Source organism: Pseudomonas sp. PDM28 (assembly GCF_019219115.1).
Classification (GTDB): domain Bacteria; phylum Pseudomonadota; class Gammaproteobacteria; order Pseudomonadales; family Pseudomonadaceae; genus Aquipseudomonas; species Aquipseudomonas laurylsulfatiphila.
The window spans coordinates 53083-80073 of sequence record NZ_JAHUWG010000009.1 but is presented as its reverse complement, the minus strand read 5'-3'; the positions used below and the strand labels follow the sequence as shown (position 1 = coordinate 80073).

Sequence of the window (26991 nt, the reverse complement as noted above, 5' to 3'; positions counted from 1 at the left end):
ACTGACCGGCTATCAACAAAGCTTCATTCATCTTGAGTGCCTGTCATGACCTCCCAGACCAATCGCCAATTCCTGCTCGCCAAACGTCCGGTTGGCGCGGCGACCCGCGAAACATTCACCTACCAGGAAGTACCGGTCGGCGAGCCGGCGGCGGGCCAGATCCTGGTCGAAAACCAATACCTGTCCCTGGACCCGGCCATGCGCGGCTGGATGAACGAGGGCAAGTCCTACATCCCGCCGGTCGGGCTCGGCGAAGTCATGCGCGCCTTGGGTGTAGGCAAAGTCATCGCGTCGAACAATCCGGGCTTCGCAGTTGGGGACTACGTTAACGGCGCCCTCGGTGTGCAGGACTTTTTCCTGGGTGAGCCGCGAGGCTTCTACAAGGTCGATCCGAAACTGGCACCGCTGCCACGTTACCTGTCAGCACTGGGCATGACCGGGATGACGGCGTACTTCGCCCTGCTCGACGTCGGCGCGCCGAAGGCCGGTGACACCGTGGTGCTCTCGGGTGCGGCGGGCGCCGTGGGCAGCATTGCCGGGCAGATCGCCAAGATCAAAGGCTGCCGGGTGGTTGGCATCGCCGGCGGCGCGGACAAGTGCAAGTTCCTGATCGATGAACTGGGTTTCGACGGTGCTATCGACTACAAGAGCGAAGACGTCCTCGCCGGCCTCAAGCGGGAGTGCCCGAAAGGTGTCGACGTGTATTTCGATAATGTGGGTGGCGACATTCTCGACGCGGTGTTGAGCCGCCTGAACATGAAGGCGCGGGTGGTGATTTGCGGTGCCATCAGCCAGTACAACAACAAGGAAGCGGTCAAGGGGCCGGCCAATTACCTGTCGCTGCTGGTCAACCGCGCACGCATGGAAGGTTTTGTGGTGATGGACTACGCCGCCCAATACGCCAGCGCCGCCCAGGAAATGGCCGGCTGGATGGCCAAGGGGCAGCTCAAGAGCAAGGAAGACATCGTCGAAGGGCTGGAGACGTTCCCGGAGACGCTGATGAAATTGTTCAACGGCGAGAATTTCGGGAAGCTGGTGCTGAAGATTTGACCCGATATTTGAACTAACCCAAGAACCACTGTGGGAGCGGGCTTGCTCGCGAATACGGTGTGTCAGCCGACATATCTATTGACTGATCCACCGCATTCGCGAGCAAGCCCGCTCCCACATTTTGATTTTCGGTGTCGGGTTAAGCCAGTTCAGCCACAACCGAAGCCAACGCCTTCGCCGGATCCACCGCCTGGCTGATCGGACGGCCGATCACCAGATAATCGGAACCGGCATCCAGTGCCTGACGTGGCGTCAGGATACGACGCTGATCGTCCTGGGCACTGCCCGCCGGACGAATCCCCGGGGTCACCAGTTGCAGCGAGGGATGTGCCGATTTCAGCGCCTGAGCTTCCAGGGCCGAGCACACCAGGCCGTCCATCCCGGCTTTTTCCGCCAGGGCGGCCAGGCGCAGAACCTGCTCTTGCGGCTCGATGTCCAGACCGATACCCGCCAGATCTTCACGCTCCATGCTGGTCAACACGGTCACGCCGATCAGCAGTGGTTTGGGACCGCTGCGTTGATCCAGCACTTCACGGCACGCGGCCATCATGCGCAGGCCGCCGGAGCAATGCACGTTGACCATCCACACGCCCATTTCCGCAGCGGCCTTGACGGCCATCGCGGTGGTGTTCGGGATGTCGTGGAACTTGAGATCCAGGAATACTTCGAAACCCTTGTCGCGCAGGGTGCCGACGATTTCCGAGGCGCAGCTGGTGAAGAGTTCCTTACCGACTTTGACCCGGCACAGCTTCGGGTCCAACTGATCGGCCAGCTTCAGTGCGGCGTCACGGGTAGGGAAATCCAGGGCGACGATGATGGGAGTCTGGCAGGCGGACATGAGTGGGCTCTCAGGCAAGTCGAAATCGGCGCGCATTGTAGCGGAAAACCAGCGCCGGTGCGGGATCCGATGATCGGTAAATCGTCGAGACGGCTCAGGCAAGACTAGCCCCCGAGGCCATTGTGTCGAGTTCGATACACACACGACACGCCCGCAACACCCGGGCCGGCTACCCTCGGCAACCGCAACTGGTCCCTGCAACAGCACTTCCCGCCTCAGGGCCGGACGCCTAGGCTGGAACCACAACCTCGCAGTCTATCCTTGGAGTCCATCGGCTCACTCCCTAGAAAGATAAGCCGGTGGTTTACCGGCTTATGCAGACTCAAGGCGTGACTTGTGCGGGTATGTGGGGGCCGAACTGAGCAGCGCGTTGCAGGCCAGCAGCAACGACTCGTCGACCAGCACCGGCACCAGTGCCGCGCTACTCAAGGCGCTGGACAGCGACAATAGCGGTGGCGTCAGCATATCCAGTCGGATAAACCGAGTCGCTTGCTGCGCGAGCAGGCTCGCTCCCACACGGATCTTGTGATCAACCCGTATCAATGTGGGAGCGAGCCTGCTCGCGAAGAGGCCCTGAAACCCAATACAAATCTCAGGGCAGGCGATCTTCTACCCGTGCCTGAGTCTTGCTCCAGTCGATCAACAGGCTATAGGCCACCGCCAGCAATGTCGGGCCGATGAACAGGCCGATGAAGCCAAAGGCAATCAACCCGCCAAACACCCCAAGCAGCACAATGACCAGCGGCAGGTTACCGCCGCGGCTGATCAGGTACGGCTTGAGCACGTTGTCGACACCGCTGATGACGAATGTGCCCCAGATGCCGAGGAATATGGCCATCCCGTACTCGCCTTTCCAGGCCAGCCACGCGGTCGCCGGAATCCACACCAGCGGAGGCCCCATGGGGATCAGGCTGAACATGAAGGTGACGATGCCGAGCACCAGCGCACCCGGTACGCCGGCAATCAGGAACCCGATCAGCGCCAGGATCGCCTGGGCCGCTGCTGTGCCGATCACACCGTTCACCACCCGCTGTACCGTGCCCGCCACCAGTTCAATGTAGTAGCCGGCCCGTTGACCGATCAGGCGTTCCAGCAATGTGTGCACAAACGCCGCCAGACGCGGTCCGTCACGATAGAAAAAGAACACGAAGACCATGCTCAGGGTCAGTTCGAGAATACCGCCGCCGATCTGCGCGCTGCGCGCCAGCAACCAGTTACCCACCTGTCCCAGATAAGGCTTGAGCGCCATCATCATCGCTGCGCCCTGTTCATCGATGCTGTTCCAGATCCCGACCAGCCGCTCGCCCACCAGGGGAATAGAACCCAGCCATACCGGTGCTTCGGGCAACCCCTCGACCTGCGCGTCCTTGATGAATGCGGTGGCATCACGCACATGATCGGCGAGGTTGAAACCGAGCCACACCAGCGGCGCCGCAACCAGTAACATCCAGCCCAGCGTCAGCAATGCCGCCGCCAGAGACTCGCGGCCGTTGAGCCAACGGGTCAGCAAGCGCATCAGCGGCCAACTGGCGAATGCCAGGACTGCGCCCCAGAACATCGCCGACCAGAACGGTGCCATCACCCAGAAGCTCGCGCCGAACAGCACCACGAGCAGGATCTGCACCAACAGGCGATCGTTATTGATCATCGAAAATCCCGAAAAAGTCAGTCAGCAAAAGAGTAGGCGAACGCAGCGCGCACGCCCGCCCGGTACAGCCTACCGCAATAGCTCGATGTGCAGGCCAGAGCCTTCGGTACTGCCGGTTTCCATCCGGGCGGCACGCACGCCCTGGGTAATCAGTGCCTGACGCCAGGCTTCGGCGTTCGCTCCGGAAATACTGACCCGCAAGGTGGTGTCCAGATTCAGCCCGCGGGAAATCAGGCGTAGCCAGGTCTCGTCAGGTGCGCTGTTGAGCCTGGAAAAATCAAGCTCGCCCGTGCTCTTGAGTTCACGCAGCAAAGTCGCGGAGGTCGGCAACAACTCACCCAGCGGTGCCGAAGCGTCGAACTGCTCGACATGCAGGTAGGCCTTGCGATTACCGCGAGTGATGCTGTACAGCGCGACGAGTGTGTTATCCCGTGGCGCGGCAAGTCGCAGCAGCAAATAGGCTTGTTGATCGTCGGCACCGTACAGCTTGGCGTTGCCGAAGACTTCATTGGCCCAGAGGCTGCTTTCGCCGCAATCGCGCGCCTGGCACCAAAAGAGCAACCCGGCGTCCTGCTTTTGCAAAGCCTCGCGGGCAGCGGTGAACGCCTCGATGGATGAATGCTCCGCTGGCAACTCGTAGGTCACCGAAGTGACGTTGCCGCGGGCACTGACCTGACCGTCGAAACGTAACTGGCCACTGATTTTGCGGATCGAGCCCAAGGGGTAGATCCGCTCCAGTTCGACGGCGGGGCGATAGTCGACAATCTGGGCGTCGACCATGCGCGGCACTATCGGCAGGTCCTGACTGCCCGGAACATCGGCGGCGAACAACAAGGGACTGAAACTGCACAGCACCAGCAAACTGAATGAACGCATGGATGGACTCATCGGATCAGCATGGCCTGGGCGCCCTTGATGATACTGGCTTCATCGGCGCGTTGCGGTACCTGCAGACCACGCTGCACCGCCGGCCGGGCCTCCAGGGTTGCCATCCAGCGTTGCAACGCCATCAAGCCCTCCACCGAGACGCCCGACCACTCGTAACCGCGCACCCAGGGAAAGGTGGCGATATCCGCGATGCTGTATTCGCCGGCGAGGAACTCCTCGCTTTGCAAGCGCGTGTCGAGCACTTCGTAGAGGCGACGGGTCTCATGCTGATAGCGGTCGATAGCGCCCTGGAGTTTTTCCGGAAAGTAGCGGAAGAACACGTTGGCCTGGCCCTGCATCGGGCCGATGCCACCCATCTGGAACATCAGCCACTGCAACACCAGCGAACGTCCCTTCGGGTCGCTCGGCATCAGTTTGCCGGTCTGTTCTGCGAGGTAAATCAGGATGGCGCCGGACTCGAACACGGCGAAATCGCCGTTGGCGCGGTCGACAATCGCCGGAATCCGGCCATTGGGGTTGATCTTGAGGAAGTCCGCGGACTTCTGCTCCTTCTTGTCGAAACTCAAGGCATGCACCCTGTAGGGCAGGCCGAGTTCCTCGAGCACGATAGAGACCTTGTGGCCATTCGGGGTCGCAGCGGTGTAGAGATCTATCATGGTTGTCTCCCTTTTCAACCCGCCAAGCCTCGACAGTTGCCCGACGCAAGTCAAGGAATGGCGAAAAACCGATTGAAACAGTCTGCGACAAGATCGGCACCGGACTCGTCATTCAGGTGCAAATGGTGGCCGCCTGGCAGCTGTTCCCGGCTAAAGGGTAGACGCTCCAGCAACTCGGGGTGTTTGGCGAGCATGCCGTCGGCAGCGACCACCAGCGTTGCAGGACATTTGACCCGCTGGACGAAGGCCATCGCCTGTTCGGTGGTCAGGCGCAGTGGCGATGGCAGCGTGAGGCGATTGTCGGTGCGCCAGGTATAACCACCCGATACCGGCATCAGACCACGCTGCGCCAGCAGTTCCGCGGCCTCGCGGCTGACCGCCACCAGGCCCTTCATGCGCGCTTCGATGGCCCGGTCGAGGGTGTCGTAGACCGGTTTGCGCTTCTCCCGCAGATCCAGTTGCGCCTGCAGGGCCATGCCCATGCGCTCGGCAGCGTTTTCACCCTTGTCTGTAGGAGGAATGATGCCGTCGATCAGCGCCAGGTGGGTGACCCGCTCGGGCATCGACCCGGCGATGATCAGCGAAGCGATGGCGCCCATCGAATGCCCCATCAGCGCAAATTTCTTCAGGCCAAGCTGTTCGGCGACCTGCAGCACATCGTGGGCATAGTCCCACATGGCGTAACCGGCGCCCGGCGGGCGATGCCCGGAATGACCGTGACCGGCCATGTCCAGCGCGATGATACGCAGGCCTTTGAGTTTGGGGGCCAGACGGGCAAAGCTGTTGGCGTTGTCCAGCCAGCCGTGCAGGGCAATGACCGGCAAACCGTCTTCAGGACCGAACAGATGTGCCGCCAGCTCGATGTGCGGCAGGCTCAGGCGAACTTCTTCGACGGCGTGGCTCATGCGCAATCCTGTTGTCGACGGCCGCCCCAGCGATGGAACAGGCCTTTGAGCATTTGGGCGGTATCAAGGGGACGTTCGAGCGGAAACATGTGGCCGCCGGGCATGGTCAACGACTCACCCAACGGCAGGCGGTCGACCGAACTGGCGTGATGGCGCATCACCACGCGGCTGTTGTGCCCGCGAACCACCGCCAGTGGCACTTGCAACTTGCGGGTGTTGCCCGGGCTGGTGTGTGGCACGCCGCGATAGATGCTGATTTCCGTGGCCGGATCGAACCGCAGGCGCAGTTTGTCGCCGACCTGGTGCAAGCCATGATGCAGGTAGGCATCGAAACATTCGGGGTCGAATCCGCGAAACAGGGTCTTGCCGGCAAAGTATTTCCGGGCACTTTCCAGGTCGGCGAATTCCTCACGGCGGCCCAGGGTACGGCCGGCCGGCGTCAGGCGGTCGATGAAACCGAAGCGTTTGGCCGCACGTATGACCCATTGATCGGCTCGGGTCAGCACGGGCGAATCGAGCATCACCACCCCTCGATACAATTCGGGGCAGCGCAAGGCCGCATGCAGGTGCAATACCCCACCGAAGGAGTGACCGACGCCCCACACGGGCTCGGCCTGTTGTTGCAGGTGATGGATCAGCTCATCCACCAGGTTGTACCAGTTGTCGTCCGCCGGATAACGCGGGTCGTGGGCGTGCTGCTCCAGATGCGTCACCTGAAACTCGGGTGCCAGCGCCGCAAACAACTTGCCGTAGGTCCCCGAAGGAAAACCATTGGCGTGGGCGAAAAAGATCTGTTGCGACATACCTGCAAATCCATGAGCGAGAACAGAGATTGATTGTCCGCAAGACCGCGTCTTGCAGCAATGACCGTAACTGCCAGGAATGATGACAGACCTGCCGTGGCTATGACGGCGCCACCTGTTATTTCTGACAGTTGACTGGCAACCGGCATCAAGCGGATAAGAAGGGCTGTTCCGCCGAGTCACGGGCATAGTCACAATGACCCACGCCAACACGCCGGCTATCCAGGTATTTGACCCGCGCGGGCTGAGCGTGCGCGGTGTAGCTTATCACCGTCGCCAGAACGAGTCGGTTGCGCAGCCGTGCATCACTCAGCAGGAATATGACGGCGCTGGTCGCGCCATCCTCAGTCGTGATCCACGCCTGTTCCGTTTACATCAGGACGGTCAGCCGACAGCCAATCAGCAAAACCTTTTCAGCTTATCGGGCGCTGTCGTTCTTTCGCACAACAGCGACGCCGGCTGGCGCCTGGGTTTGCTCGGCGCGCACGGACAAAGGGTTGAAGGCTGGGACCAGAAACTCAGCCGGAGCCGCGTGGACCATGACCTTCTGTGCCGCCCGGTCGCTACGTTCGAGCAGGCGTGGCAAGGAGCCGAACGCTGCGTCGCACGGTTCACCTATGCCGATAACGACGCCGATGTCGGGCATAACCTAAGCGGTCATTTGATTCGGCAGGACGACACCGCCGGCACCCTGCTCTTTACCGGGTTCAGTCTGAACGGTGCATCGCTGCAGCAAAACCGAACCTTCATCGCCGACCCGCAATGGCCGGTGGACTGGCCCGAGTCAGTGCCTGAACGCGACGCCTTGCTGGAAATCGAACCTGCAATCACGCGCCTTCATTGCAACGCCGCCAGCGAGCCGGTCAGCCAGACCGATGCATTGGGCAACCGGCAGACGTTCATTCACACCTGTGCGGGCGAACTGCGTGAGGTTCGTTTGAAACTCGCCGGGCAGGCTGACGAAACGGCGCTGGTCCAAGACATTCAGTACAACGCCTTTGGTCATGTCGAACAACAGCGCGCTGGAAATGGCGTTATATCCCGGGCGACTTTTCGGCCCGACGATGGCCGACTGGAACAGCTGAAAGCCTATGTAACAGGCCAGCCTGCGCTGCAAGACCTGACTTATGAATACGACGCGGTGGGCAATGTCACCTGCATCACCGATGCCGCGCAAGCGACTCACTTTCACCGCAACCAACGCATCGAGCCCGTTAATCGCTACCGCTACGACAGCCTCTACCGCCTGATCGAGGCCAGTGGCCGGCAATTGCGCAATGCGCCAGGTGGGCCTCAGCTCCCGGATTTCCAAACCACGATCGATCCCGGACAACTGGAAAATTACACGCGTGTCTACACCTATGATGAGGCCGGCAACCTGAAGGTCATGCAGCATCAGGCAGACAGCGCCTGCCGTACCGAACGCACGGCCGTCGCCCGGTTCAGCAATCGCAGCCTCCCCGAAAAAACCAATGACGAGCTGCCAGACGAACAGGAAATTGCCGCTGGTCATGACCTGAATGGCAACCGTACCGAGCTTCAACCGGGGCAATCCCTGCAATGGAACCTGTGCAATCAACTGCGACAGGTCGATCAGGTGGTGCGTGAAGAGGAGCCGGACGATTGCGAGTTTTATGTGTACGACGGCGGTGGCCAGCGTCAACGAAAAATCCGTCAGGCCTACACCGGCAAATTGATCCGCACTCACGAAACCCGCTACCTGCCGGGTCTGGAAATCCGCACATCCGCCGACGAAACTCTCCATGTCATCACAGCCAAGGCCGGGCGTGGCACGGTTCAGGTACTGCACTGGCAAAAAGGACAACCCACCGGCATCCCTCAGGACCAACAACGTTACAGCTTCACCGATCATTTGGGCTCCAGCACCCTTGAACTGGACGAAGCGGCTTTGCTCATCTCCCGAGAAAGCTACTACCCCTACGGCGGAACCTGCTGGTGGGCCGGACGCAACAAGGTTGAAGCCAGCTACAAAACGCTCCGCTACTCGGGACAGGAACGGGATGCCAGCGGCCTCTACTACTACGGCTTTCGATATTACTTGCCATGGTGTCAGCGGTGGCTGAGTGCAGATCCGGCAGGAACGGTCGATGGGCTGAATCTGTATTCAATGGTGAACGGAAACCCTATAGGCCATGTCGATTTACAGGGCTTGAGCTTGTTTTCTGTCGTTCGCGGCGCAGCCATCCGCTTATGGGAAAGAACCCGTTCCTTTCTTTCCGGAAACATTCCACAAGCCATGGCTTCAGCGGCTGCACGTGACTACCTGGGGAGCCATTTGGGTAATACCGTCGCAGCGGGTGTAAACCTGGGGTTTGACATGATTCCCGCGACCCCCGGAAGAAACACGGCATTGAGATACGTCGTGGAGTCCATCAGTTTCATCTCGGTTTATTACTCGTCATCAGGTGTATTAGGCAACCATTTGCAGGCAGCCAATTCGTTAGCTGTGGGCACCTTACCCGCGTTGGGTGTTTCAGCGGGTTACGACATTCATGCCCAACATGGACAAGACGAGTGGGATCCAGTCACTCGGGCAAGGTTTGTTGGCCAGACAAGCGCTATTTCCCGCGGCCTTTTCCAGCAATTGCTCAGAGGTTTTGGAAGCAATTTCGAGTGGGGCGAGGTGCCATTGCGTGAAAGGCTCCCGAGAACTGTCGCGGCTGCCGCACTGTACTTTCCAGGAACAACCAGCCGAGAGCTGGGACGCCCTCACGTGCCGGAAGTTCTTCAACCTAACCTTTCTCCGACTATTGAGGCTTTGGACGGTGCCACCGGCACACTTTTGCGTAGCACCCATCCGCATGCTGCACATCAGCCACACACCGCGACCCTACAAGTGCCCATCATCAATGATCTGGCCGCTGAAATATTGAGCCGCACTACCAATGCCGAATGGTCTTATTGGGGCGCAGAAGGCGTTGAATCGCTTGCTGAAGCCATCACAGGCAACCCCGCCGACTCGCAAAGCGCCACAACAAGAGGAGCCGTTGCCATGGGCCGAGCGGGGGTCTCTGCCGTGACCGAACTGCGAGGGTATGTAAATCAATACGTCAGACGCGGTTGGTCGAGAATTCTCGACCGTTCGATCGTGACGGCCAGTGCTCCATCGAGAGCAACCAGCAATAGTTTTGTTTAGGTCTGTGTTTATCAGCGGCAGAGTCCATCTGCACAACTAACGCACCGGAGGCGTCTCACCCAACGGCACCACTGCCATGGTCAACCGCGACACACAACTGGCCTTGCCCTCATCGCTGGTCAGGCGAATGTCCCAGACATGGGTCGTGCGGCCGATGTGGATCGGCTTGGCCACCGCGGTCACCCGCCCGCTACGCAGGCCGCGCAAATGGTTGGCGTTGATTTCCAGGCCAACGCAATAGAACTTGCTGGCATCGATGCACAGGTAGCTGGCCATGGAGCCGACCGATTCGGCCAGCACCACCGAGGCACCGCCATGCAGCAAACCGTAAGGCTGATGGGTGCGGTGATCGACGACCATGCTGGCGGTCAGGGACTCATCGTCAAAAGCTTCGAAACGGATGTCCAGCAATTCGCCGATGGTATTTTTCTGGATTGCATTCAACTGCTCGATGTTGGGAGTGGTGCGCCACAGACTCATCGCAGGGTTTCCTTGTCGGTTTTGTTGGTGGATCAATCCTGCCACAGCACCGCTTCGCTGCGCTCGCTCCATTCTTCAAAACGCTCACCGTACGCCGCTTCGATCACGTTGCGCTTGATCTTCAGCGTCGGGGTGAGAAAGCCGTTTTCCACAGCCCAGCTGTCCTTGACCACCACCAGGCGCCGCAACTGTTCATGCTTGTCGAGGGCGCCGTTGACCTCTTCCAGCAGCTTTTCCAGGCTGGAATGCAAACTGGCGCGTGCGGCCCCGCCGGCATCCTGTTGGCCGACCGCCGACAACACGCACAACCCCAGCGGTGCACTCAAGCCATCGCCCACCACGCACACCTGTTCGATGCGAGAATGCACGGCAAGGCGATTTTCGATCGGTGCCGGCGCCACGTATTTGCCTTTGCTGGTCTTGAAGATTTCCTTCAGGCGCCCGGTCAGGCGCAGATTGCCTTCGGCGTCCTCCTCGCCCTTGTCGCCGGTGCGCAGGAAGCCGTCCTCGGTAATGGTGTCAGCGGTTTTTTCCGGCTCCTTGAAATAGCCGAGCATGGTCGCGCCGCTGCGCACCATGACCTCCCCCGTCTCGGCGATCCGCACTTCAACTTCAGGGCACGGCTTGCCGATCCAGCCCGGTTTGTTCTGGCCCGGCATGCCGATGTGGGAGTAACCGCAACTCTCGGTCATGCCGTAGACCTCCAGCACGTCCAGTCCCAGTTTGCGGTACCACTGCAACAAGGTCTGCGGCACCGGAGCCGCGCCGGACAACGCGATGCGCAACGCATCAAGACCCAGCCCGGCGAGGACTTTATGCCCGACCCGTTTGCCGATAATCGGCAGGCCAAGCAGGAAGTCGAGGCGTTTTGCCGGGATCTTTCCGTACACGCCCATCTGGAATTTGGTCCAGATGCGCGGCACGCCAAACAGTGCGGTCGGGCGCGCACGCTGCAGATCGTTGAGGAAGGTGTCCAGGCTCTCGGCGAAAAATACCGTTTGGCCGGTATAGATCGACGCCAGTTCGACGAACATCCGTTCGGCAACGTGGCACAGCGGCAGGTAGGACAACAACCGGTCCGACTCGTTGAGGCCAAACAACGCAGTGCCGCGCGTGGTGGCGAAGCCCAGATTGCCGTAGCTGTGCATTACGCCTTTGGGCATGCCCGTGGTGCCGGAGGTGTAAATGATGGTCGCCAGTTGATCGGCGCCAGGTTTCGGGTCGTCCTGGATCGGCGAGCTGCCTTGCAGGTCGGCCCAGCTGAAATCGAACGTACCCGGCGGATGCAGGGGCAGGCTGATGGTCGGCAGGTCGGGGCTGATGCCACGGGACATGCCTGGCCAATCATCGAGCTTGCCGATGAACGCCAGCGCCGCTTCCGAGTGTTCGAGCACCTGGGCAACCGATTCGGCGGTGAGGTTGGGGTACAACGGCACCGACACATGCCCGGCCATCCAGATCGCCAGGTCGGCGATGATCCAGTGCGCGCAGTTCTTTGAGATCAGGGCGATATGGCTGCCCTGCGGCAACTCCCGCGCTCGCAACCAATGGGCCGCGCAACGGGCCTGATGACCGACGTCCGCCCAGGTCAAGGTCTCGACCTCGCCACCTCCGACAGGCTGGACCAGGAAGCGCTGGCGGGGATGACGGGCCTCACGCTCGTAGAAAACGTCCAGCGGCAAACGAAAAGCAGCAGACATGACTCGCTCCTGTGTTTTTGTTCTGGAGCAAGCGTAGTCAACCAAGCAAGTGCTTGGTTGACTATTTCATACAAAACTTTTCGGGTTATGACGTACCTGTGGGAGCGTGGCTTGCCCGCGATGCAGGCTCCGCGGTTTATCAGGCATAACCGAGTCCCTTCGCGGGCAAGCCACGCTCCCACAGAAAAGCGGCGCTAAGGATGCTTGATGCTGTCGAGCTTCATCGACCCGATCAGCAACTCATCACCCTTGAGCTCGGCCAATCCGGCGGTGCTGACTTTTTCCGGCGGATGCCCGGCGCCATGTTGCAGGTAACTCAACAAATGCCCCACCAGCGGGTTGTGACTGACCAAAAGGACGTTGCTCACCGATACCAGTTGTTCGGCGACTTTGTCCGGGTCGGTGTCCGGGGTCAGCCATTCGACAGTGCGGATTTCGGGCTCGAAACCTAATGCCTCACGCACCAGTTGCGCCGTCTGCTGCGCGCGCAGGTAAGGGCTGGCATAGATCGCCGTCAGCGGCTGCCCCATCAAGCGCGCGGCACTGCTTAACACTTCCTTGCGGCCGTGATCGGTCAGTGCCCGCTCGGAATCGGGTCGAGTGCCATACGGTTCGGCTTCACCATGACGCAATACCCAGAGTTTCATAGCTTGGGTTCCTCATCTCGAGCCGGATGCGGTGCCGGTGCCACAACATGCGGCGCTTCACCTTCCGGTGTACGCGGCGTCGGCCAATCGGCGAACGGCCAAGGCTTCTGGTCGCTGTGAAAGCTGCCGAAACGACCGATCTGCGCCAGAAACTGGCTCAGACTGTCGCCAAAGTTCATCAGGCTGGCGCTCGGGGCGCCATAGAACAAACGATAGATCAACTGCACCAGCACGACGGCGCCGAGGATGAACTGCGCGACTTGCCACACCAGCACGAAGACGATCATCCACAACACGCGCAGCAGGATGGATTCATACTTGGCTTCTACTTTTGGATCGTTCATGCGCAACTCCCTGCTTTTCTGGCAAGCGTGATTAATTGAAACCACTGGTGGAAATAAAGTCGACGTCGGTTTTCGGCTCGCCACGCATTAACAGACCGATGACCTGCTCCAGCGTGCGGCCTTCGAACAGGATCGCGTGCAGCCCGGCGACCAGCGGCATGTACACGCCAACCTCCTGGGACTTGGCCTTGAGTACCTTGAGGGTGTTGACCCCTTCGGCGACTTCGCCCAGGCGCGTGACAGCCTCGTCCAGGCTCAGGCCCTGGCCGAGGGCGAAGCCGACCTGATAGTTACGGCTCTTTGGCGAAGAACAGGTCACGATCAAGTCGCCCACGCCGGCCAGGCCCAGGAAGGTCATCGGGTTGGCGCCCTGATTCACCGCGAAGCGGGTCATTTCCGCCAGTGCCCGGGTGATCAGCATGCTCTTGGTGTTTTCCCCCATGCCCAGCGCTACCGCCATGCCGGCGATGATCGCGTAGACGTTTTTCAACGCACCGCCCAGTTCCACGCCGAAACGGTCGGCGCTGGCGTAAACCCGAAAGGTGCGGCCGTGCAGCGCGGCCTGAACCTGCTGGCACAGTTCTTCGTCTTCACTGGCGACCACCGTGGCCGTCAGCGCATGTTCGGCGATTTCGCGGGCCAGGTTGGGGCCGGACAGGACGCCGATACGTGCCTGCGGGGCGATCTCTTCGAGAATCTCGCTCATCAACTTGAACGTGTGGGCTTCGATACCTTTGGTCAGGCTCACCAGCATTTTGCCGCTCAAGCGTTCGGCGTGCGGCACCAGCACCGAGCGCAGCGCGCTGGAGGGCAGTGCGACGAAACACAGGTCGCAGGCGTCCAGGGTGGCTTGCAGGTCGGTGACCGGGGTGACGCCGGGCAGAATCTTGATGCCTTTGAGGTAACGCGGGTTTTCGCGATTGACCCGAATGGCCTCGGCCTGTTCGGGGTCACGCATCCACTGAAGGACCTGATGCCCGTTCTCGGCCAGCAGATTAGCCACGGCGGTTCCAAAACTTCCGCCTCCCAGGACCGCAATCGGGCGCTGTTCAGTCATATGCAATCCGTTAATCCATACCAGTGGCGATGTCGGCATTATACGGGGCAGCCCATCGGCGGCCAGCCCCGACATCAAATACCTGCCCCCCTAGGAAGAAGACCAATAAAACCGAGGAAAATGCAGACATCGTGAATGGAAAAGTCATTCGGCTCGGTTAACATGCGCGCCATCAATCACTGACAGGGATGTGTTGTGTCTCCGGCTGCTCCCTCACCGCGTTCGCCTCTGGTACTGGCGCTGATTTTCAGCTCGCCGGTGCTGGCCGACGACCTGTTCCTGGACAGCGAACCGCTGCCGCAAGTGCTCACCGCCACGCGCCTGAAGCAGTCGCCCGCTGCCGTGCCGGGCAGCATGACGGTGATCGACAGCGCCCTGATCCACGCCACCGGTGCCCGCGACATCAGCGAACTGCTGCGCCTGGTGCCGGGGATGATGGTCGGCAACATCAGCGGCAACCAGGCCGCGGTGAACTATCACGGCACCAATGCGACGCAAGCGCGGCGCATGCAAGTGCTGATCGACGGGCGCTCGGTGTATCGCGCCGGCCTGGCCACCGTCGACTGGAGCGACATTCCGGTGGCCATGGAAGACATCGAGCGCATCGAAGTCTTTCGCGGCCCCAATACCGTCAGCTACGGCGCCAATGCCCTGATGGCGGTGGTCAACATCATTACCCGGCGGCCGGCCGACAGCCACGGTACTCGCATGAAGGTCACCCGGGGTCAGCGCGGCATCAACGACTTTTATGCCAGCCAGGGCCTGGGCTGGGAGGATGGTGACATGCGCCTGTCCCTGTCCGGCCAGCAAGACGACGGCTTCGACACCGACCGCACCGGCGCTGATTACCATGACAGTCGTCGCCTCGATCGCTTCAACCTCGCCGTCAGCCAGAGCCTCGACGAACGGCAAAGCCTCGATTGGCAAGTGAATGCCAAAGACGGCACCAACCAGCGGCCCTATACCTACCAGCCGGTGTTCCCGGGAATTACCCGCGCCGGCAACGACTCCGACGTCACCGCCAAGGACTACGCCGGGTCGTTGCGCTGGAACCTGGACATCAATCCCGATCACAGCCTTTATATCCAGGGTTCGGCCCAACACTGGGATCGCCAGCAAACCTGGCGCGCCTGCGACGCAGAAATTTCGTTCAGCCCGCAACTGACCGAGCTCTGGCAACTGAACCCGAACTACACCGAACGCCTGGCCCGCAACATCACACGCTTCACCGACCGTGGTGCCCCGGCTGGCACACCCGCCGAGCAGGCGCTGGCCAACCAGGTACTCGATCAATGGCGCAACGGTGCGAACCAGACTGTTTGCGGCGACATCGACCAGAGCACCCGGGAAACGCGCTACGACCTTGAACTGCAAGACACCCTGAGCCTTGCCGATAACCTGCGGCTGGTCAGCGGGATGAACTATCGTTACGACCGGGCGGATTCCGAGACTTACTTCAATGGCACTCTCGATGACAGGATCTGGCGGGTGTTCGGCCAGGTCGAGTGGCGTGCCAGCGAACACTGGCTGCTGCAAGGCGGCGCCATGTTCGAGGACACCCGGTTGATCGGCAGCTCGCTGACACCTCGCATGGCGGTCAACTACCTGATCAACCCGCGCCACGGCTTGCGTGCGGTGTATTCCGAGGCTATCCGTTCGCCGGACATGTTCGAGAACAACGTCAACTGGAGTTATCAGGTCACCAACCTCAAGCCCGGTGCCTTTGGCCAGTCCAGTGCCCGTTACTTCGTCAAGACCCGTGGCCCCGGTGACCTCGATCAAGAGCACATGCGCTCCCGGGAACTGGGCTACAACGGCTACTTCCCCGAAGCGGGGCTGGCACTCGACGTGAAGCTGTTCCACGACGAAATCACCGGCATGATCAGTGAACCGCTGCGCAACAATCAGTACATCGCCAGCAACACCAACAAGGAGCGTTTTTCGGGCGCCGAAACCCAGCTCGACTGGCGTGTCGGCAGCTTCGACCGCCTGCGATTGACCTATGCCTATGTCGATGCCGACGCCAGCAACCCGCTGGATGCCAGGCAGACGGCAAGCAACAGTGATTCGGCCGGATGGCTGCGCGATTGGGGCCAGGGCTGGAACAGTGCGCTTTTCTATTATGGCGACGACGCAATCAACGGCTACCGCTTCGAACGGATCGATGCGCGCATCGCCAAACGTATCGCCTTGGGCAAGGCCAGCCTGGAGCTGGCCGGGGTGCTCCAGCAACGCCTGGACAATCAACCGACCACCTTCGTCGACAACCATTATGACCAGCGCCACGTGATGTATTTCAGTGCCGAGCTGGAACTTTAAGATGCCGTATCGCCCGGCCTGGAGAACACCGACCTTGGGCCGGTTGCTGGCGGTGCTTTGCCTGCTGTTCACCGGCATGTTGGGCAGCCTGGCGAGCAATGCGGCCGACATTTTGCTCACGGGGGCCGAAGACAGCCCCGGTGTGCGGGCGTTTACCCGGGCCCTGAGCGAGTTGCGACCGAACGACAAGGTGCGATTCCAGACGCTGGCCAATTTGCCGATACCGGGAAAACTGCCGGAAAACATCCGTTTGATTCTCCTCGACCTGCCCAGCCTCGACTGGCGCCTGCAGGACGCCCAGGGCCCGGCGACACTGGTGCTGCGCATCAGCCGCCTGCAAGCCCGGCAACGCTTGAGCAGCTCGTTGCCGGCGCGCCTTTGCCTGCTGTGGAGCGATCCACCGCCAGACCGCCAATTACGCCTGACCCGCACCCTGTTGCCCCAAGCCAAACGCATCGGCGTGCTCTACGACAACCACAGTGAATTCCTCTTGGATGAACTGCGTCAGGCCGCCCTCCCCCTGGGCCTTGAGGTGGTCACCCAACGCTGGAACAACATTCACGACAGCCGCCCGTTACAGACCTTGCTCAAGAACAGCGACGTGTTGCTGGGACTGGACGACGCCGACCTGTACAACCCGCAAACCGCAAAGAACCTGCTGCTGAGCAGCTACTCACGGCAAATGGCCCTGATCGGCCCCAACGCGGGCTTCGTCAAGGCCGGGAGCCTGGCCAGCACCTACAGCGATCAGAGCGACTGGCTGGCGGTCCTCGATGAATTGCTCGACCGGCCACCGGCCACCTGGCCACGCTCGCACTACCCCCACCGATTCAAGGTCGCGAGCAATCCCCAAGTGGCGCGTTCACTGGGTATCGAACAGATAAACGAAGCGTCAGTCGCCACATTGCTGGCTGAAGGAGAACGCCGTCCATGAACCTGCGTCGTCGCTGGGACATCAACACCCGCACCCAACTCATCAGCCTTGGCCCCGCCCTGCTGCTGACCTTGTTGCTGATCAGCTTCTTCACCTTCGTGCGTATCCAGGATCTGCGTCAGGAAATCTCCCACACCGGCCAGTTGATCGCCAACCAACTGGCCCCCGCCACCGAGTACGGGGTGATTTCGGGCAACAGCGAAGTGCTTGAAACCTTGCTCAAGGCAACGCTGACCACGCCTAACGTGAGTTTTCTGGAAATCCAGGACAGCGCCAACCGGGTTCTGGTGTACGTCGAACAACCGAACGAACACCACAATCGCGCGCAACAGCTCGAAGTGTTCCAGGCCCCCATACGGCTCCAGCGAATCGCTTTGCACAATGACTTTTTCCAGAGCAGCAAAACCGCCACTGCCGCCCCCACCGAGGACTACCTCGGCCGAGTGATCGTCGGGCTGTCCAACGATGCCTTCAGTCGGCGCCAGCAGGAAATCGTGCTCAAGGCTGCCATTCTGGCGCTGTTTGCCTTGCTGTTTACCTTCCTTGTAGCCCGACGCCTGGCGGGCAGCCTGTCGCAACCGATCCGTGATATCGGCAATGCCGTCAAGGCGATACAGGCCGGCGATTACAAAACACCGCTGCCGATTGTCGATGACACCGAGCTGGGGGCGCTGTCGCAACACATCAACAACCTCGCCAGCGGTCTCGAGCAGGCCAGCCGCGAACAGCACCAGGCCATGGCGCAGTTGATCCAGACCCGTGAAGAGGCGGAAAAGGCCAACAACGCCAAATCCGATTTCCTCGCCATGATGAGCCATGAACTGCGCACGCCGATGAATGGCGTACTGGGCATGCTGCAGTTGCTGGAAACCACCGACATGACCGAAGAACAGGTGGAGTACGCGGCGCTGGCCTCGGAATCCACCGAGCACTTGCTCAAGGTCATCAACGACATCCTGGATTTCTCGCGGATCGAACGTTCGGAGCTGGAACTGGAGCACATTCCCTTCAACCTCGCCGACCTGATCGGCAGTTGCGCCCAGTCGTTCCAGCACAGCGCCGCGCAACGCGGTCTCGACCTGCAATTGATGATCCCCGACGACATGCGCGGCCTGCAGGTCAAGGGCGACCCGACGCGTATCCGGCAGATACTGGTCAACCTGGTGGGCAACGCGCTGAAGTTCACCGAGCAGGGCAGCGTCACCCTCGAGGCGCAATGGCAGTCGCTGGATCACGAACTGCTGTGGTTCACCTGCACGGTGCGCGACAGCGGCATCGGCATCCCGGCCGAAAGCCTGGAATTGATGTTCAACGCTTTCCAGCAGGCCGACAGCTCCATTTCAAGACGCTACGGCGGCACCGGGCTGGGCCTGCCGATTGCCCGCACCCTCGCCGAACGCATGGGGGGCACCTTGCGCGCGCAGAGTGAGGAAGGCCGCGGTTCGGTGTTCACCCTGGAAATTCCCCTGGCCCTGCACCAGCAGACGCAGCCGCTGTTGCCCCACCGCACGCAAACCGGCGACAGCGACGGCGAAGGGCGCAATGTGCTTTTGGTCGAAGACAACCCGGTCAACCAGACGGTCATCGAAGCCATGTTGCGCAGTTTGGGCTTCAAGGTCAGTGTCGCCGCCGACGGCGCGCAGGCGGTACGCAGTGCCGAGAGCCTGATTTTCGAAGCGATCCTGATGGATTGCCGCTTGCCGGTCATCGATGGCTATGAAGCCACCCGGCAAATCCGCCAGTTACCCGGGTGCACCGACCTGCCGATCATCGCCCTGACCGCCAACGCCTTGCAGGGCGATCGCGAGGCCTGTCTGTCGGCAGGGATGAACGATTACCTGGCCAAGCCATTCAAACGGACTGATCTGCAACAAATTCTGCAACGGTGGGTGCAGTAGTACAGGCCTTTCGACCATCTGCGACTGGCGTGAAAGGCGAAAGTGCGGCAGTCTTAGGCACCTCGACAGGCCCGAAAAGGGGCTTGAATAATAATTTCAGTGCACAAGTGTACATTCATGTCCTTGGTGCTGTGACTTTCACCACAACGCAATAGTCTATGAGTAGGCTGCCGGTTCGAGGCATGAACGCTTCGATCGGCCGGGAAGATTTGCCCCACCTGCCGCATGGGACTATTGAGGAGCTCGCATGACCAAACAAAACGCCTTTACCCGGGAAGACCTGCTGCGCTGCAGTCGCGGTGAGCTGTTCGGCCCAGGTAACGCGCAACTGCCCGCCCCGAACATGCTGATGGTTGATCGCATCACCCTGATCAGCGAAGAAGGTGGCAAGTACGGCAAAGGTGAATTGGTCGCCGAGCTGGATATCAATCCGGACCTGTGGTTCTTCGCCTGCCACTTCGAAGGCGATCCGGTGATGCCGGGCTGCCTGGGCCTCGACGCCATGTGGCAACTGGTCGGCTTCTTCCTGGGCTGGCAAGGCCTGCCGGGCCGTGGCCGTGCGCTGGGCTCGGGCGAAGTGAAATTCTTCGGCCAGGTCCTGCCGACCGCCAAGAAAGTCACCTATAACATTCATATCAAGCGCGTCCTCAAGGGCAAGCTGAACCTGGCCATCGCCGACGGTTCGGTCACTGTCGACGGTCGCGAAATCTACACCGCCGAAGGCCTCCGGGTCGGCGTGTTCACCTCCACTGACAACTTCTAAGGGTTATCCGCATGCGCCGCGTCGTTATCACTGGTCTGGGCATCGTTTCTTGCCTGGGCAATGACAAAGAGACCGTCTCCGCTAACCTGCGTGCAAGCCGCCCTGGCATCCGGTTCAACCCGGAATATGCCGAAATGGGTCTGCGTAGCCAGGTTTCCGGCTCCATCGACCTCAACCTTGAAGAACTGATCGATCGCAAGATCTATCGCTTCGTCGGCCATGCGGCAGCTTATGCCTACCTGGCCATGAAAGACGCCATCACCGACTCGGGCCTGACCGAAGAGCAGGTTTCCAACCCGCGTACCGGCCTGATCGCCGGCTCCGGTGGCGCATCGACCCTGAACCAGATGGAAGCGCTGGACATCCTGCGTGAGAAAGGCGTCAAGCGCGTCGGCCCATACCGCGTCACGCGGACCATGAGCAGCACCGTTTCCGCTTGCCTGGCCACTCCGTTCAAGATCAAGGGCCTGAACTACTCCATCGCGTCTGCCTGCGCCACCAGTGCTCACTGCATCGGTACCGCCATGGAACAGATCCAGATGGGCAAGCAGGACATCGTCTTCGCCGGTGGCGGTGAAGAAGAGCACTGGAGCCAGTCGTTCCTGTTCGACGCCATGGGCGCCCTGTCCAGCAAGCGCAACGACACCCCTGAAAAAGCCTCCCGCGCCTACGACGCCGACCGTGACGGCTTCGTCATCGCCGGCGGTGGCGGCATGGTCGTGGTCGAAGAACTGGAACACGCTCTGGCCCGTGGCGCGAAGATCTACGCGGAAATCGTCGGCTACGGCGCGACTTCCGACGGCTACGACATGGTTGCCCCAAGTGGCGAAGGCGCGATCCGCTGCATGCAGCAGGCGCTGTCCACCGTCGACACCCCGATCGACTACCTGAACACCCACGGCACCTCGACTCCGGTCGGCGACGTCGCGGAAATGAAAGGTGTGCGTGAAGTGTTCGGCGACAAGGCTCCGGCCATCAGCTCCACCAAGAGCCTGTCGGGCCACTCCCTGGGCGCCGCCGGCGTTCACGAAGCGATCTACTGCATGCTGATGATGGAAGGCAACTTCATTGCCGGCTCCGCCAACATCGACGAGCTGGACCCTGAAGTGGCCGACCTTCCGGTGCTGACCAAGACCCGCGAAAACGCCACCATCAACACCGTGATGAGCAACAGCTTCGGTTTCGGTGGCACCAACGCCACGCTGGTACTGAAGCGCTGGGAAGGCAAGTAATTTCCCACTGCTGAGCCGCACATGAAAACGCCCCGACTGGTTCGGGGCGTTTTTTTTCGTCTGAAAATAGGGCAACACCACATCCTTGTGGGAGCGGGCTTGCTCGCGAAAGCGGTGAGTCAGCCGACATCCATGTTGAATGTTAAATCGCTTTCGCGAGCAAGCCCGCTCCCACAGGTTTTGCATTCAGCCTGCAGTTTCATCGTCACAAACATGAAACCTTTGTCATGAAACTCAATGGCCTGCGACAGAATGTCACGTATTTAGCGGGCTGCAGGACTGTTTCCGTTTTTGCAAAAAACCGTTACCGAACTCAGCCATTTACTTAGCAAGCTACCAAACTCTATAACAGAGGCCTGCACACGCCTTGCTGCAGATAACAGAGATTGGAGCTAGCAGATGACTGTCAAAGTAACTGAACGCGACGATTCACATAAATCCCACGAGGGTGTAGCCGCCGGTATCCGGATCTGGGACGTGCACCAACAAGACCTGCTGGTCGGTATGTTCCATTCCGAGACCGACGCGCAAAACTACAGGGCCGAACTGGAAATGCTCGAGCGTAAACGCGAGCTCGCAACCGGTTGAAAACAGACTCGACCAGAGTGCAGCCTGCCCTTTCCTGCCGGGCAGGCTGCATCCACATCAGACAACCTCGATCAGCGTCAAATGAAGGTCATCTTCGATCTTCACCGAAGGAACACTTTCAACAATCCAGCCCGCTTGAAGCCTGACCACCTCGACCTCGCCCTTGCCCATTCCGTCATTGCGGATCGAAAACTGCAGCGATGACGGGTGACGCTTGGCATAATTGAAAGGCAAGCCACAGGCGATCAGGAAATCGATTTTTGCCTCGGCCAGCTCAACCTGAATGTCGCGCTCGCCTTCTTTCAGACTGTAGTAATCCAGGCACAGATTGATTGCAAAAGGGCAGCCATTGACGAGGCTGTTGATGAACCGCCCCTCATAACCATCGAAATAACTGTGTTCAGCCCGCACGCTGCTGAGCTTCTTCACCTTGACTTCGATTTCCTCGGAAATCTTGAACAGCCAAAAGCCCCCCTCCGAAGCCAGGTGTTTACCGAAGTCGATACCTGATACATGGCGCTTCGGCCACATCGACATCAAAGGAATATCGACTTCATATTCTTTATTGGTGATCGCCAGCAAGTAATTAATAACGTCGTAATAACTCGACTCACCTTCTCCAACCTTGATGAGTGTCGCACAGCTTCCCGCCAGCAATACGACCTTCCCATAGCGCTCCACAGGCAGTTCGGTCATCAATAAAGCTATGCACGCTGGCACTTTCTCCAGGTAGGCAGCGTTCAGCTCATGGAGCTCCTCTTCATTACGTACCTCGCGCCAGGGAATGTTCCAGAAGAACTCAGGCAGGGTAAAAAAAACACAAGCGGTCGCGCCATGATCCTCGCGAGCAGCTTTTGCAGCGATCTTTATTTTTCGGCGTACAAGCTCGGCACGAGCGACAAGTTCATCGTCCAGATAATCGCCAATGGATTGTCCGAGCGGTCGTGCCTGTGAAAGCTGCGACTTGAAAGTGGGTTGGCGTAACGAAGCGATACTGACAAACATTTATTCCATCCTCGGACACTAAAGTTCATTCCATTTGTTTTCTCCAGACACCAACATCCTTATAAAAAGATATTATTTCCCGGCAAAATAAAACCCGAAAGATCGTATCGATACAATCTTTCGGGCTCAATGTATAAATCATGCAAAGTACTAGCAAACATGTAAGCCCGCTAGAACATTGAATCTGTTACCACATCAGGTCATCAGGAATCTGATAGGCCGCGTACGGATCGTCCTCGGCGATGACCTCTTCAGTCTGCACATTGAGCTGCACTATGCGCTGCGGATCGCGCTCCTGAATCTTCAGCGCCGCCTCGCGCGGAATCACTTCGTAGCCGCCAGCGTGATGCACGATGGCCAACGATCCGCTGCTGAGCTTGTTGCGCATCAGGGTGTTGACGCAGATGCGCTTGACCTTCTTGTCGTCGACGAAGTTGTAGTAGTCCTCGGTCGTCAGCTTTGGCAGGCGCGAGACTTCGATCAGTTGCTTGACCTGCGCGGCACGGGCCTTGGCCTCGGCTTTCTCCTGCTGCTGGCGGTTGAGTTCCTGATCGCGCTTGACCTTCTCGGCCATGGCTTCCTGAGCCGCGCGCTGCTGGGAGTCATCCAGCTCGATCTGGCCTTTGTGGGCCAGGCGCTGTTGTTTCTGCTTGTCTTTGCTGACCTGCTTGGCCTGCTTCTGGTTGACCAGCCCTGCTTTGAGCAACTGGTCGCGAAGGGAAATGCTCATGGTGCTTATTACTCACTTGGGCCACGGCTCAACCGCAGCTGGGCAAATTCTTTTCCTGACGTTTGGCTTCGCCCCACAAGGCGTCCAACTCTTCGAGGGTGCAATCTTCTATGGGACGACGGGTATCGCGCAATGCCTGTTCGATAAAACGAAAGCGTCTTTCAAACTTGCCGTTGGCGTCACGCAGTGCGGTTTCCGGATCAACCTTGAGATGCCGCGCCAGATTGACCACGGAAAACAGCAGGTCGCCGATCTCGTCGGCCACGGCTTCGGCATCGTTTTCCGACATGGCTTCGAGCACTTCATCGAGCTCCTCACGCACTTTATCGAGCACCGGCAAGGCGTCCGGCCAGTCGAAGCCGACCTGCCCCGCGCGCTTCTGCAATTTTGCCGAGCGCGACAACGCCGGCAATGCAGCAGGGACGTCGTCGAGCAACGACAACTGCTCGGGTGCCGAAGAGTTCTCCGCGCGTTCTTCGGCCTTGATCTCTTCCCAGCGCTGCTTGACCTGCTCTTCGCTCAGGCGCGGGACATCCAGAGGCGCGTACAGGTCACCGGTGGGGAACACGTGGGGATGACGGCGGATCAGCTTGCGGGTGATGCTGTCGACTACGCCGGCAAACTCGAAGCGCCCTTCTTCGCGAGCCAGCTGGCTGAAATACACCACCTGGAACAGCAGATCGCCCAACTCGCCCTGCAAGTGATCGAAGTCACCGCGTTCGATCGCGTCGGCGACTTCGTAGGCTTCCTCAAGGGTGTGCGGGACGATGGTGGCATACGTTTGCTTGATGTCCCATGGGCAACCGTACTGCGGGTCGCGCAGGCGATTCATCAGGTGCAGCAAATCTTCAAGTGAATACATCGATCAATCTCTACTGGACCCTGTGGGAGCGGGCTTGCTCGCGAAGAGGGAGTATCAGGCTACACAGATGTCGACTGACACACCGCTTTCGCGAGCAAGCCCGCTCCCACATTGAGTCGGCGCTGTTCATCAAGGTGTGCGGTTACGCCGGGTTTCGATGATGTTCGGCAACTGGGAAATCCGCCCCAGCAACCGCCCCAATGCATCCAGCCCCGGAATCTCGATGGTCAGGGACATCAGCGCGGTGTTGTCCTCCTTGTTCGAGCGGGTATTGACCGCCAGCACGTTGATCCGCTCGTTGAGCAGCACTTGCGACACATCACGCAGCAAACCGGAACGGTCGTAGGCGCGGATGACGATGTCCACCGGATAGGTGAGCACCGGCACCGGCCCCCAACTGACCTGAATGATCCGCTCCGGCTCGCGCCCGGCCAGTTGCAGCACCGAGGCGCAGTCCTGGCGATGAATGCTCACACCGCGGCCCTGGGTGATGTAGCCGACGATGGCATCGCCCGGCAACGGCTGGCAGCAGCCGGCCATCTGGGTCATCAGGTTACCTACGCCCTGGATCTGGATATCACCGCGCTTGCCCGGTTTATAGCCCGTGGCTTTGCGCGGAATCAATTCCAGCTGTTCGTTGCCGCGCTCCGGCTCGACCAGTTGCTGCGCCAGGTTGACCAGTTGCGCCAGACGCAAGTCGCCGGCACCGAGGGCGGCGAACAGGTCTTCGGCGGTTTTCATGTTGGCCTTGTCGGCCAGCTTGTCGAAATCCACCGCCGGCAAGCCGAGGCGATTGAGCTCGCGCTCAAGCAGGGTTTTACCGGCCGCGACGTTCTGGTCGCGAGCCTGCAGCTTGAACCAGTGAACGATCTTCGCCCGTGCCCGCGACGTGGTGACGTAACCCAGGTTGGGGTTCAGCCAGTCACGGCTCGGGGTGCCGTGCTTGCTGGTGATGATCTCGACCTGTTCACCGGTTTGCAGGCTGTAGTTGAGCGGCACGATGCGCCCGTTGATCTTGGCGCCACGGCAGTTGTGACCGATTTCGGTGTGTACGCGGTAGGCGAAGTCCAGCGGCGTCGCACCCTTCGGCAAGTCGATGGCGTGGCCGTCCGGGGTGAAGATATAGACCCGGTCAGGCTCGATATCGACCCGCAGCTGTTCGGCCAGGCCACCGATGTCGCCCAGCTCTTCGTGCCACTCCAGCACCTGACGCAGCCAGGAGATTTTCTCTTCGTAGTGATTGGAACCTGACTTGACGTCGGTGCCCTTGTAGCGCCAGTGCGCGCACACGCCGAGCTCGGCTTCCTCATGCATCGCGTGGGTGCGGATCTGCACTTCCAGCACCTTGCCCTCGGGGCCGATCACCGCCGTGTGCAGCGAGCGATAGCCGTTTTCCTTGGGGTTGGCGATGTAGTCGTCGAACTCTTTCGGGATGTGCCGCCACAGGGTGTGGACGATGCCGAGCGCGGTGTAGCAGTCGCGCATTTCCGGCACCAGCACGCGAACGGCACGCACGTCGTAGATCTGGCTGAACTCCAGGCCCTTGCGCTGCATTTTGCGCCAGATCGAATAGATGTGTTTGGCCCGGCCGCTGATGTCGGCATCGACGCCGGTGGCCTGCAATTCGTTTTTCAGCTGGCTCATCACGTCGCTGATGAAGCGCTCGCGATCCAGTCGCCGCTCGTGGAGCAACTTGGCGATCTGCTTGTACTGGTCCGGCTCCAGGTAACGGAAGGACAGATCCTCCAGCTCCCACTTGATGTGGCCGATACCCAGGCGGTGGGCCAATGGCGCATAAATGTCGAAGACTTCACGAGCCACGCGGTTGCGCTTTTCGTCATCGGCGGTTTTCACCGCACGGATGGCGCACGTGCGTTCGGCCAGCTTGATCAGGGCGACGCGAACGTCATCGACCATGGCCACCAGCATCTTGCGCAGGTTTTCCACCTGGCCCTGGGTGCCCAGCACCAGGGATTTGCGCGGGCTCAGGCTGTCGCTGATCGCGGCCATGCGCTGCACGCCATCGATGAGTTTGGCCACCACCGGACCGAAGCGCTGGCTGACCGCCGGCAACTTGATCTGGCCTTCGCGTACGCCTCGATACAGGATCGCGGCGACCAAAGAGTCCTGGTCGAGTTTTAGATCGGCGAGGATCTCGGCGATTTCAAGCCCGGTACGGAAAGTCGAGTTACCTTCCGACCACAGATTCTGTGCCGCATTGGCTTGTTGTTCGGCCTCGCGAGCGTACTCGCAGGCTTCCTTCAAGGCTTCGCGATCCAGTGCCAGATCGACACTCACCGCGTGATCGAGCCAAGCCTCGAGATTGATACTGCCGTCGGTGTTGATCGGCTGGTGTGCTCTCACCTGTACCATCTTGCTTACCTTCCCTACGACGCAGATTCAATGCGTCAAATCGCTGACCTTCGTTGCCGGTGCGCCCACGTCGGGCTCGGTGCGCGGCTGCACGGGCGGGCCAGTCGGACCAGA

24 protein-coding genes are annotated in these 26991 nt (G+C 60.1%); 8 read left to right on the top strand and 16 right to left on the bottom strand.

Annotation, left to right across the window (positions count from 1 at the left end; all coding sequences use genetic code 11):
- The first annotated feature begins 45 nt into the window (after positions 1-45).
- Complete coding sequence (locus KW841_RS20715) at positions 46-1050, top strand: NADP-dependent oxidoreductase (RefSeq protein WP_007974579.1); 1005 nt, start codon at positions 46-48, stop codon at positions 1048-1050.
- Positions 1051-1189: 139 nt separating this feature from the next.
- On the opposite strand, the gene pyrF is transcribed toward KW841_RS20715, so the two are convergent.
- The 7 genes from pyrF to KW841_RS20680 all read right to left on the bottom strand — a co-directional run bounded on the left by pyrF (position 1190) and on the right by KW841_RS20680 (position 6788).
- On the bottom strand, positions 1190-1888 hold the full coding sequence (gene pyrF / locus KW841_RS20710) for an orotidine-5'-phosphate decarboxylase (protein WP_218479571.1): 699 nt from the start codon (positions 1886-1888) through the stop codon (positions 1190-1192).
- Positions 1889-2200: 312 nt separating this feature from the next.
- On the bottom strand, positions 2201-2353 hold the full coding sequence (locus KW841_RS29935) for a hypothetical protein (protein ID WP_218479570.1): 153 nt from the start codon (positions 2351-2353) through the stop codon (positions 2201-2203).
- Positions 2354-2480: 127 nt separating this feature from the next.
- Positions 2481-3536, bottom strand: coding sequence for an AI-2E family transporter (locus tag KW841_RS20700; protein ID WP_218479569.1), 1056 nt, complete (start codon positions 3534-3536; stop codon positions 2481-2483).
- A 69-nt stretch (positions 3537-3605) separates the two neighbouring features.
- Positions 3606-4412: a DUF4892 domain-containing protein gene (locus KW841_RS20695; RefSeq protein ID WP_218479568.1), complete on the bottom strand. Its 807-nt coding sequence runs from the start codon at positions 4410-4412 to the stop codon at positions 3606-3608.
- An 8-nt stretch (positions 4413-4420) separates the two neighbouring features.
- A complete protein-coding gene (locus tag KW841_RS20690; protein WP_218479567.1) occupies positions 4421-5080 on the bottom strand; it encodes a glutathione S-transferase family protein in 660 nt (219 codons plus the stop codon).
- A 50-nt stretch (positions 5081-5130) separates the two neighbouring features.
- Positions 5131-5985 carry an alpha/beta hydrolase gene (locus KW841_RS20685; protein WP_217836118.1) on the bottom strand — a complete coding sequence of 285 codons (855 nt, stop codon included), beginning with the start codon at positions 5983-5985 and terminating at the stop codon, positions 5131-5133.
- Positions 5982-6788, bottom strand: coding sequence for an alpha/beta fold hydrolase (locus KW841_RS20680; protein WP_218479564.1), 807 nt, complete (start codon positions 6786-6788; stop codon positions 5982-5984). The genes KW841_RS20685 and KW841_RS20680 overlap by 4 nt, the downstream gene beginning before the upstream one ends.
- A 196-nt stretch (positions 6789-6984) precedes the next feature.
- Between KW841_RS20680 and KW841_RS20675 the strand changes: the two genes are divergently transcribed.
- The gene (locus tag KW841_RS20675; RefSeq protein ID WP_218479561.1) at positions 6985-9945 is read left to right on the top strand and encodes an RHS repeat-associated core domain-containing protein; all 2961 of its coding nucleotides are present in this window, start codon (positions 6985-6987) and stop codon (positions 9943-9945) included.
- A 36-nt stretch (positions 9946-9981) separates the two neighbouring features.
- Here the strand turns inward: KW841_RS20675 and KW841_RS20670 are convergent, their stop codons facing one another.
- The 5 genes from KW841_RS20670 to KW841_RS20650 all read right to left on the bottom strand — a co-directional run bounded on the left by KW841_RS20670 (position 9982) and on the right by KW841_RS20650 (position 14173).
- Positions 9982-10425, bottom strand: coding sequence for a hotdog fold thioesterase (locus KW841_RS20670; RefSeq protein WP_218479560.1), 444 nt, complete (start codon positions 10423-10425; stop codon positions 9982-9984).
- 32 nt (positions 10426-10457) lie between these two features.
- On the bottom strand, positions 10458-12125 hold the full coding sequence (locus tag KW841_RS20665; protein ID WP_218479558.1) for an AMP-binding protein: 1668 nt from the start codon (positions 12123-12125) through the stop codon (positions 10458-10460).
- Between the two features lie 194 nt (positions 12126-12319).
- The gene (gene sixA / locus KW841_RS20660; RefSeq protein WP_218479556.1) at positions 12320-12772 is read right to left on the bottom strand and encodes a phosphohistidine phosphatase SixA; all 453 of its coding nucleotides are present in this window, start codon (positions 12770-12772) and stop codon (positions 12320-12322) included.
- The gene (locus KW841_RS20655; RefSeq protein WP_007974561.1) at positions 12769-13116 is read right to left on the bottom strand and encodes a DUF4389 domain-containing protein; all 348 of its coding nucleotides are present in this window, start codon (positions 13114-13116) and stop codon (positions 12769-12771) included. Before KW841_RS20655 ends, sixA begins: the two co-directional genes overlap by 4 nt.
- A 31-nt stretch (positions 13117-13147) precedes the next feature.
- On the bottom strand, positions 13148-14173 hold the full coding sequence (locus KW841_RS20650; protein ID WP_033047849.1) for an NAD(P)H-dependent glycerol-3-phosphate dehydrogenase: 1026 nt from the start codon (positions 14171-14173) through the stop codon (positions 13148-13150).
- A gap of 195 nt (positions 14174-14368) precedes the next feature.
- On the opposite strand from KW841_RS20650, the gene KW841_RS20645 reads away from it, so the two are divergent.
- The 6 genes from KW841_RS20645 to KW841_RS20620 all read left to right on the top strand — a co-directional run bounded on the left by KW841_RS20645 (position 14369) and on the right by KW841_RS20620 (position 21907).
- Positions 14369-16492, top strand: coding sequence for a TonB-dependent receptor domain-containing protein (locus KW841_RS20645; protein WP_218479553.1), 2124 nt, complete (start codon positions 14369-14371; stop codon positions 16490-16492).
- Between the two features lies 1 nt (position 16493).
- The gene (locus tag KW841_RS20640; RefSeq protein ID WP_218479551.1) at positions 16494-17426 is read left to right on the top strand and encodes an ABC transporter substrate-binding protein; all 933 of its coding nucleotides are present in this window, start codon (positions 16494-16496) and stop codon (positions 17424-17426) included.
- A complete protein-coding gene (locus tag KW841_RS20635; RefSeq protein ID WP_218479549.1) occupies positions 17423-19324 on the top strand; it encodes an ATP-binding protein in 1902 nt (633 codons plus the stop codon). The genes KW841_RS20640 and KW841_RS20635 overlap by 4 nt, the downstream gene beginning before the upstream one ends.
- Positions 19325-19571: 247 nt before the next feature.
- Entirely contained in the window at positions 19572-20087 is a 516-nt protein-coding gene (fabA, locus tag KW841_RS20630; RefSeq protein WP_003227150.1) for a 3-hydroxyacyl-[acyl-carrier-protein] dehydratase FabA, read from the top strand.
- Between the two features lie 11 nt (positions 20088-20098).
- Positions 20099-21319: a beta-ketoacyl-ACP synthase I gene (fabB, locus tag KW841_RS20625; protein ID WP_007974551.1), complete on the top strand. Its 1221-nt coding sequence runs from the start codon at positions 20099-20101 to the stop codon at positions 21317-21319.
- Positions 21320-21718: 399 nt separating this feature from the next.
- The gene (locus KW841_RS20620) at positions 21719-21907 is read left to right on the top strand and encodes a hypothetical protein (protein WP_056728002.1); all 189 of its coding nucleotides are present in this window, start codon (positions 21719-21721) and stop codon (positions 21905-21907) included.
- 57 nt (positions 21908-21964) lie between these two features.
- Here the strand turns inward: KW841_RS20620 and KW841_RS20615 are convergent, their stop codons facing one another.
- From KW841_RS20615 to relA, 4 genes are all read right to left on the bottom strand, one after another.
- Positions 21965-22912 carry a hypothetical protein gene (locus KW841_RS20615; RefSeq protein ID WP_218479547.1) on the bottom strand — a complete coding sequence of 316 codons (948 nt, stop codon included), beginning with the start codon at positions 22910-22912 and terminating at the stop codon, positions 21965-21967.
- A gap of 187 nt (positions 22913-23099) precedes the next feature.
- Entirely contained in the window at positions 23100-23642 is a 543-nt protein-coding gene (locus KW841_RS20610) for a DUF2058 domain-containing protein (protein WP_007974544.1), read from the bottom strand.
- A 28-nt stretch (positions 23643-23670) separates the two neighbouring features.
- Positions 23671-24504: a nucleoside triphosphate pyrophosphohydrolase gene (gene mazG / locus KW841_RS20605; protein ID WP_218479544.1), complete on the bottom strand. Its 834-nt coding sequence runs from the start codon at positions 24502-24504 to the stop codon at positions 23671-23673.
- Positions 24505-24633: 129 nt separating this feature from the next.
- Positions 24634-26877, bottom strand: a complete 2244-nt coding sequence (gene relA, locus KW841_RS20600; RefSeq protein ID WP_007974540.1) for a GTP diphosphokinase — start codon at positions 26875-26877, stop codon at positions 24634-24636.
- Between the last annotated feature and the right edge of the window lie 114 nt (positions 26878-26991).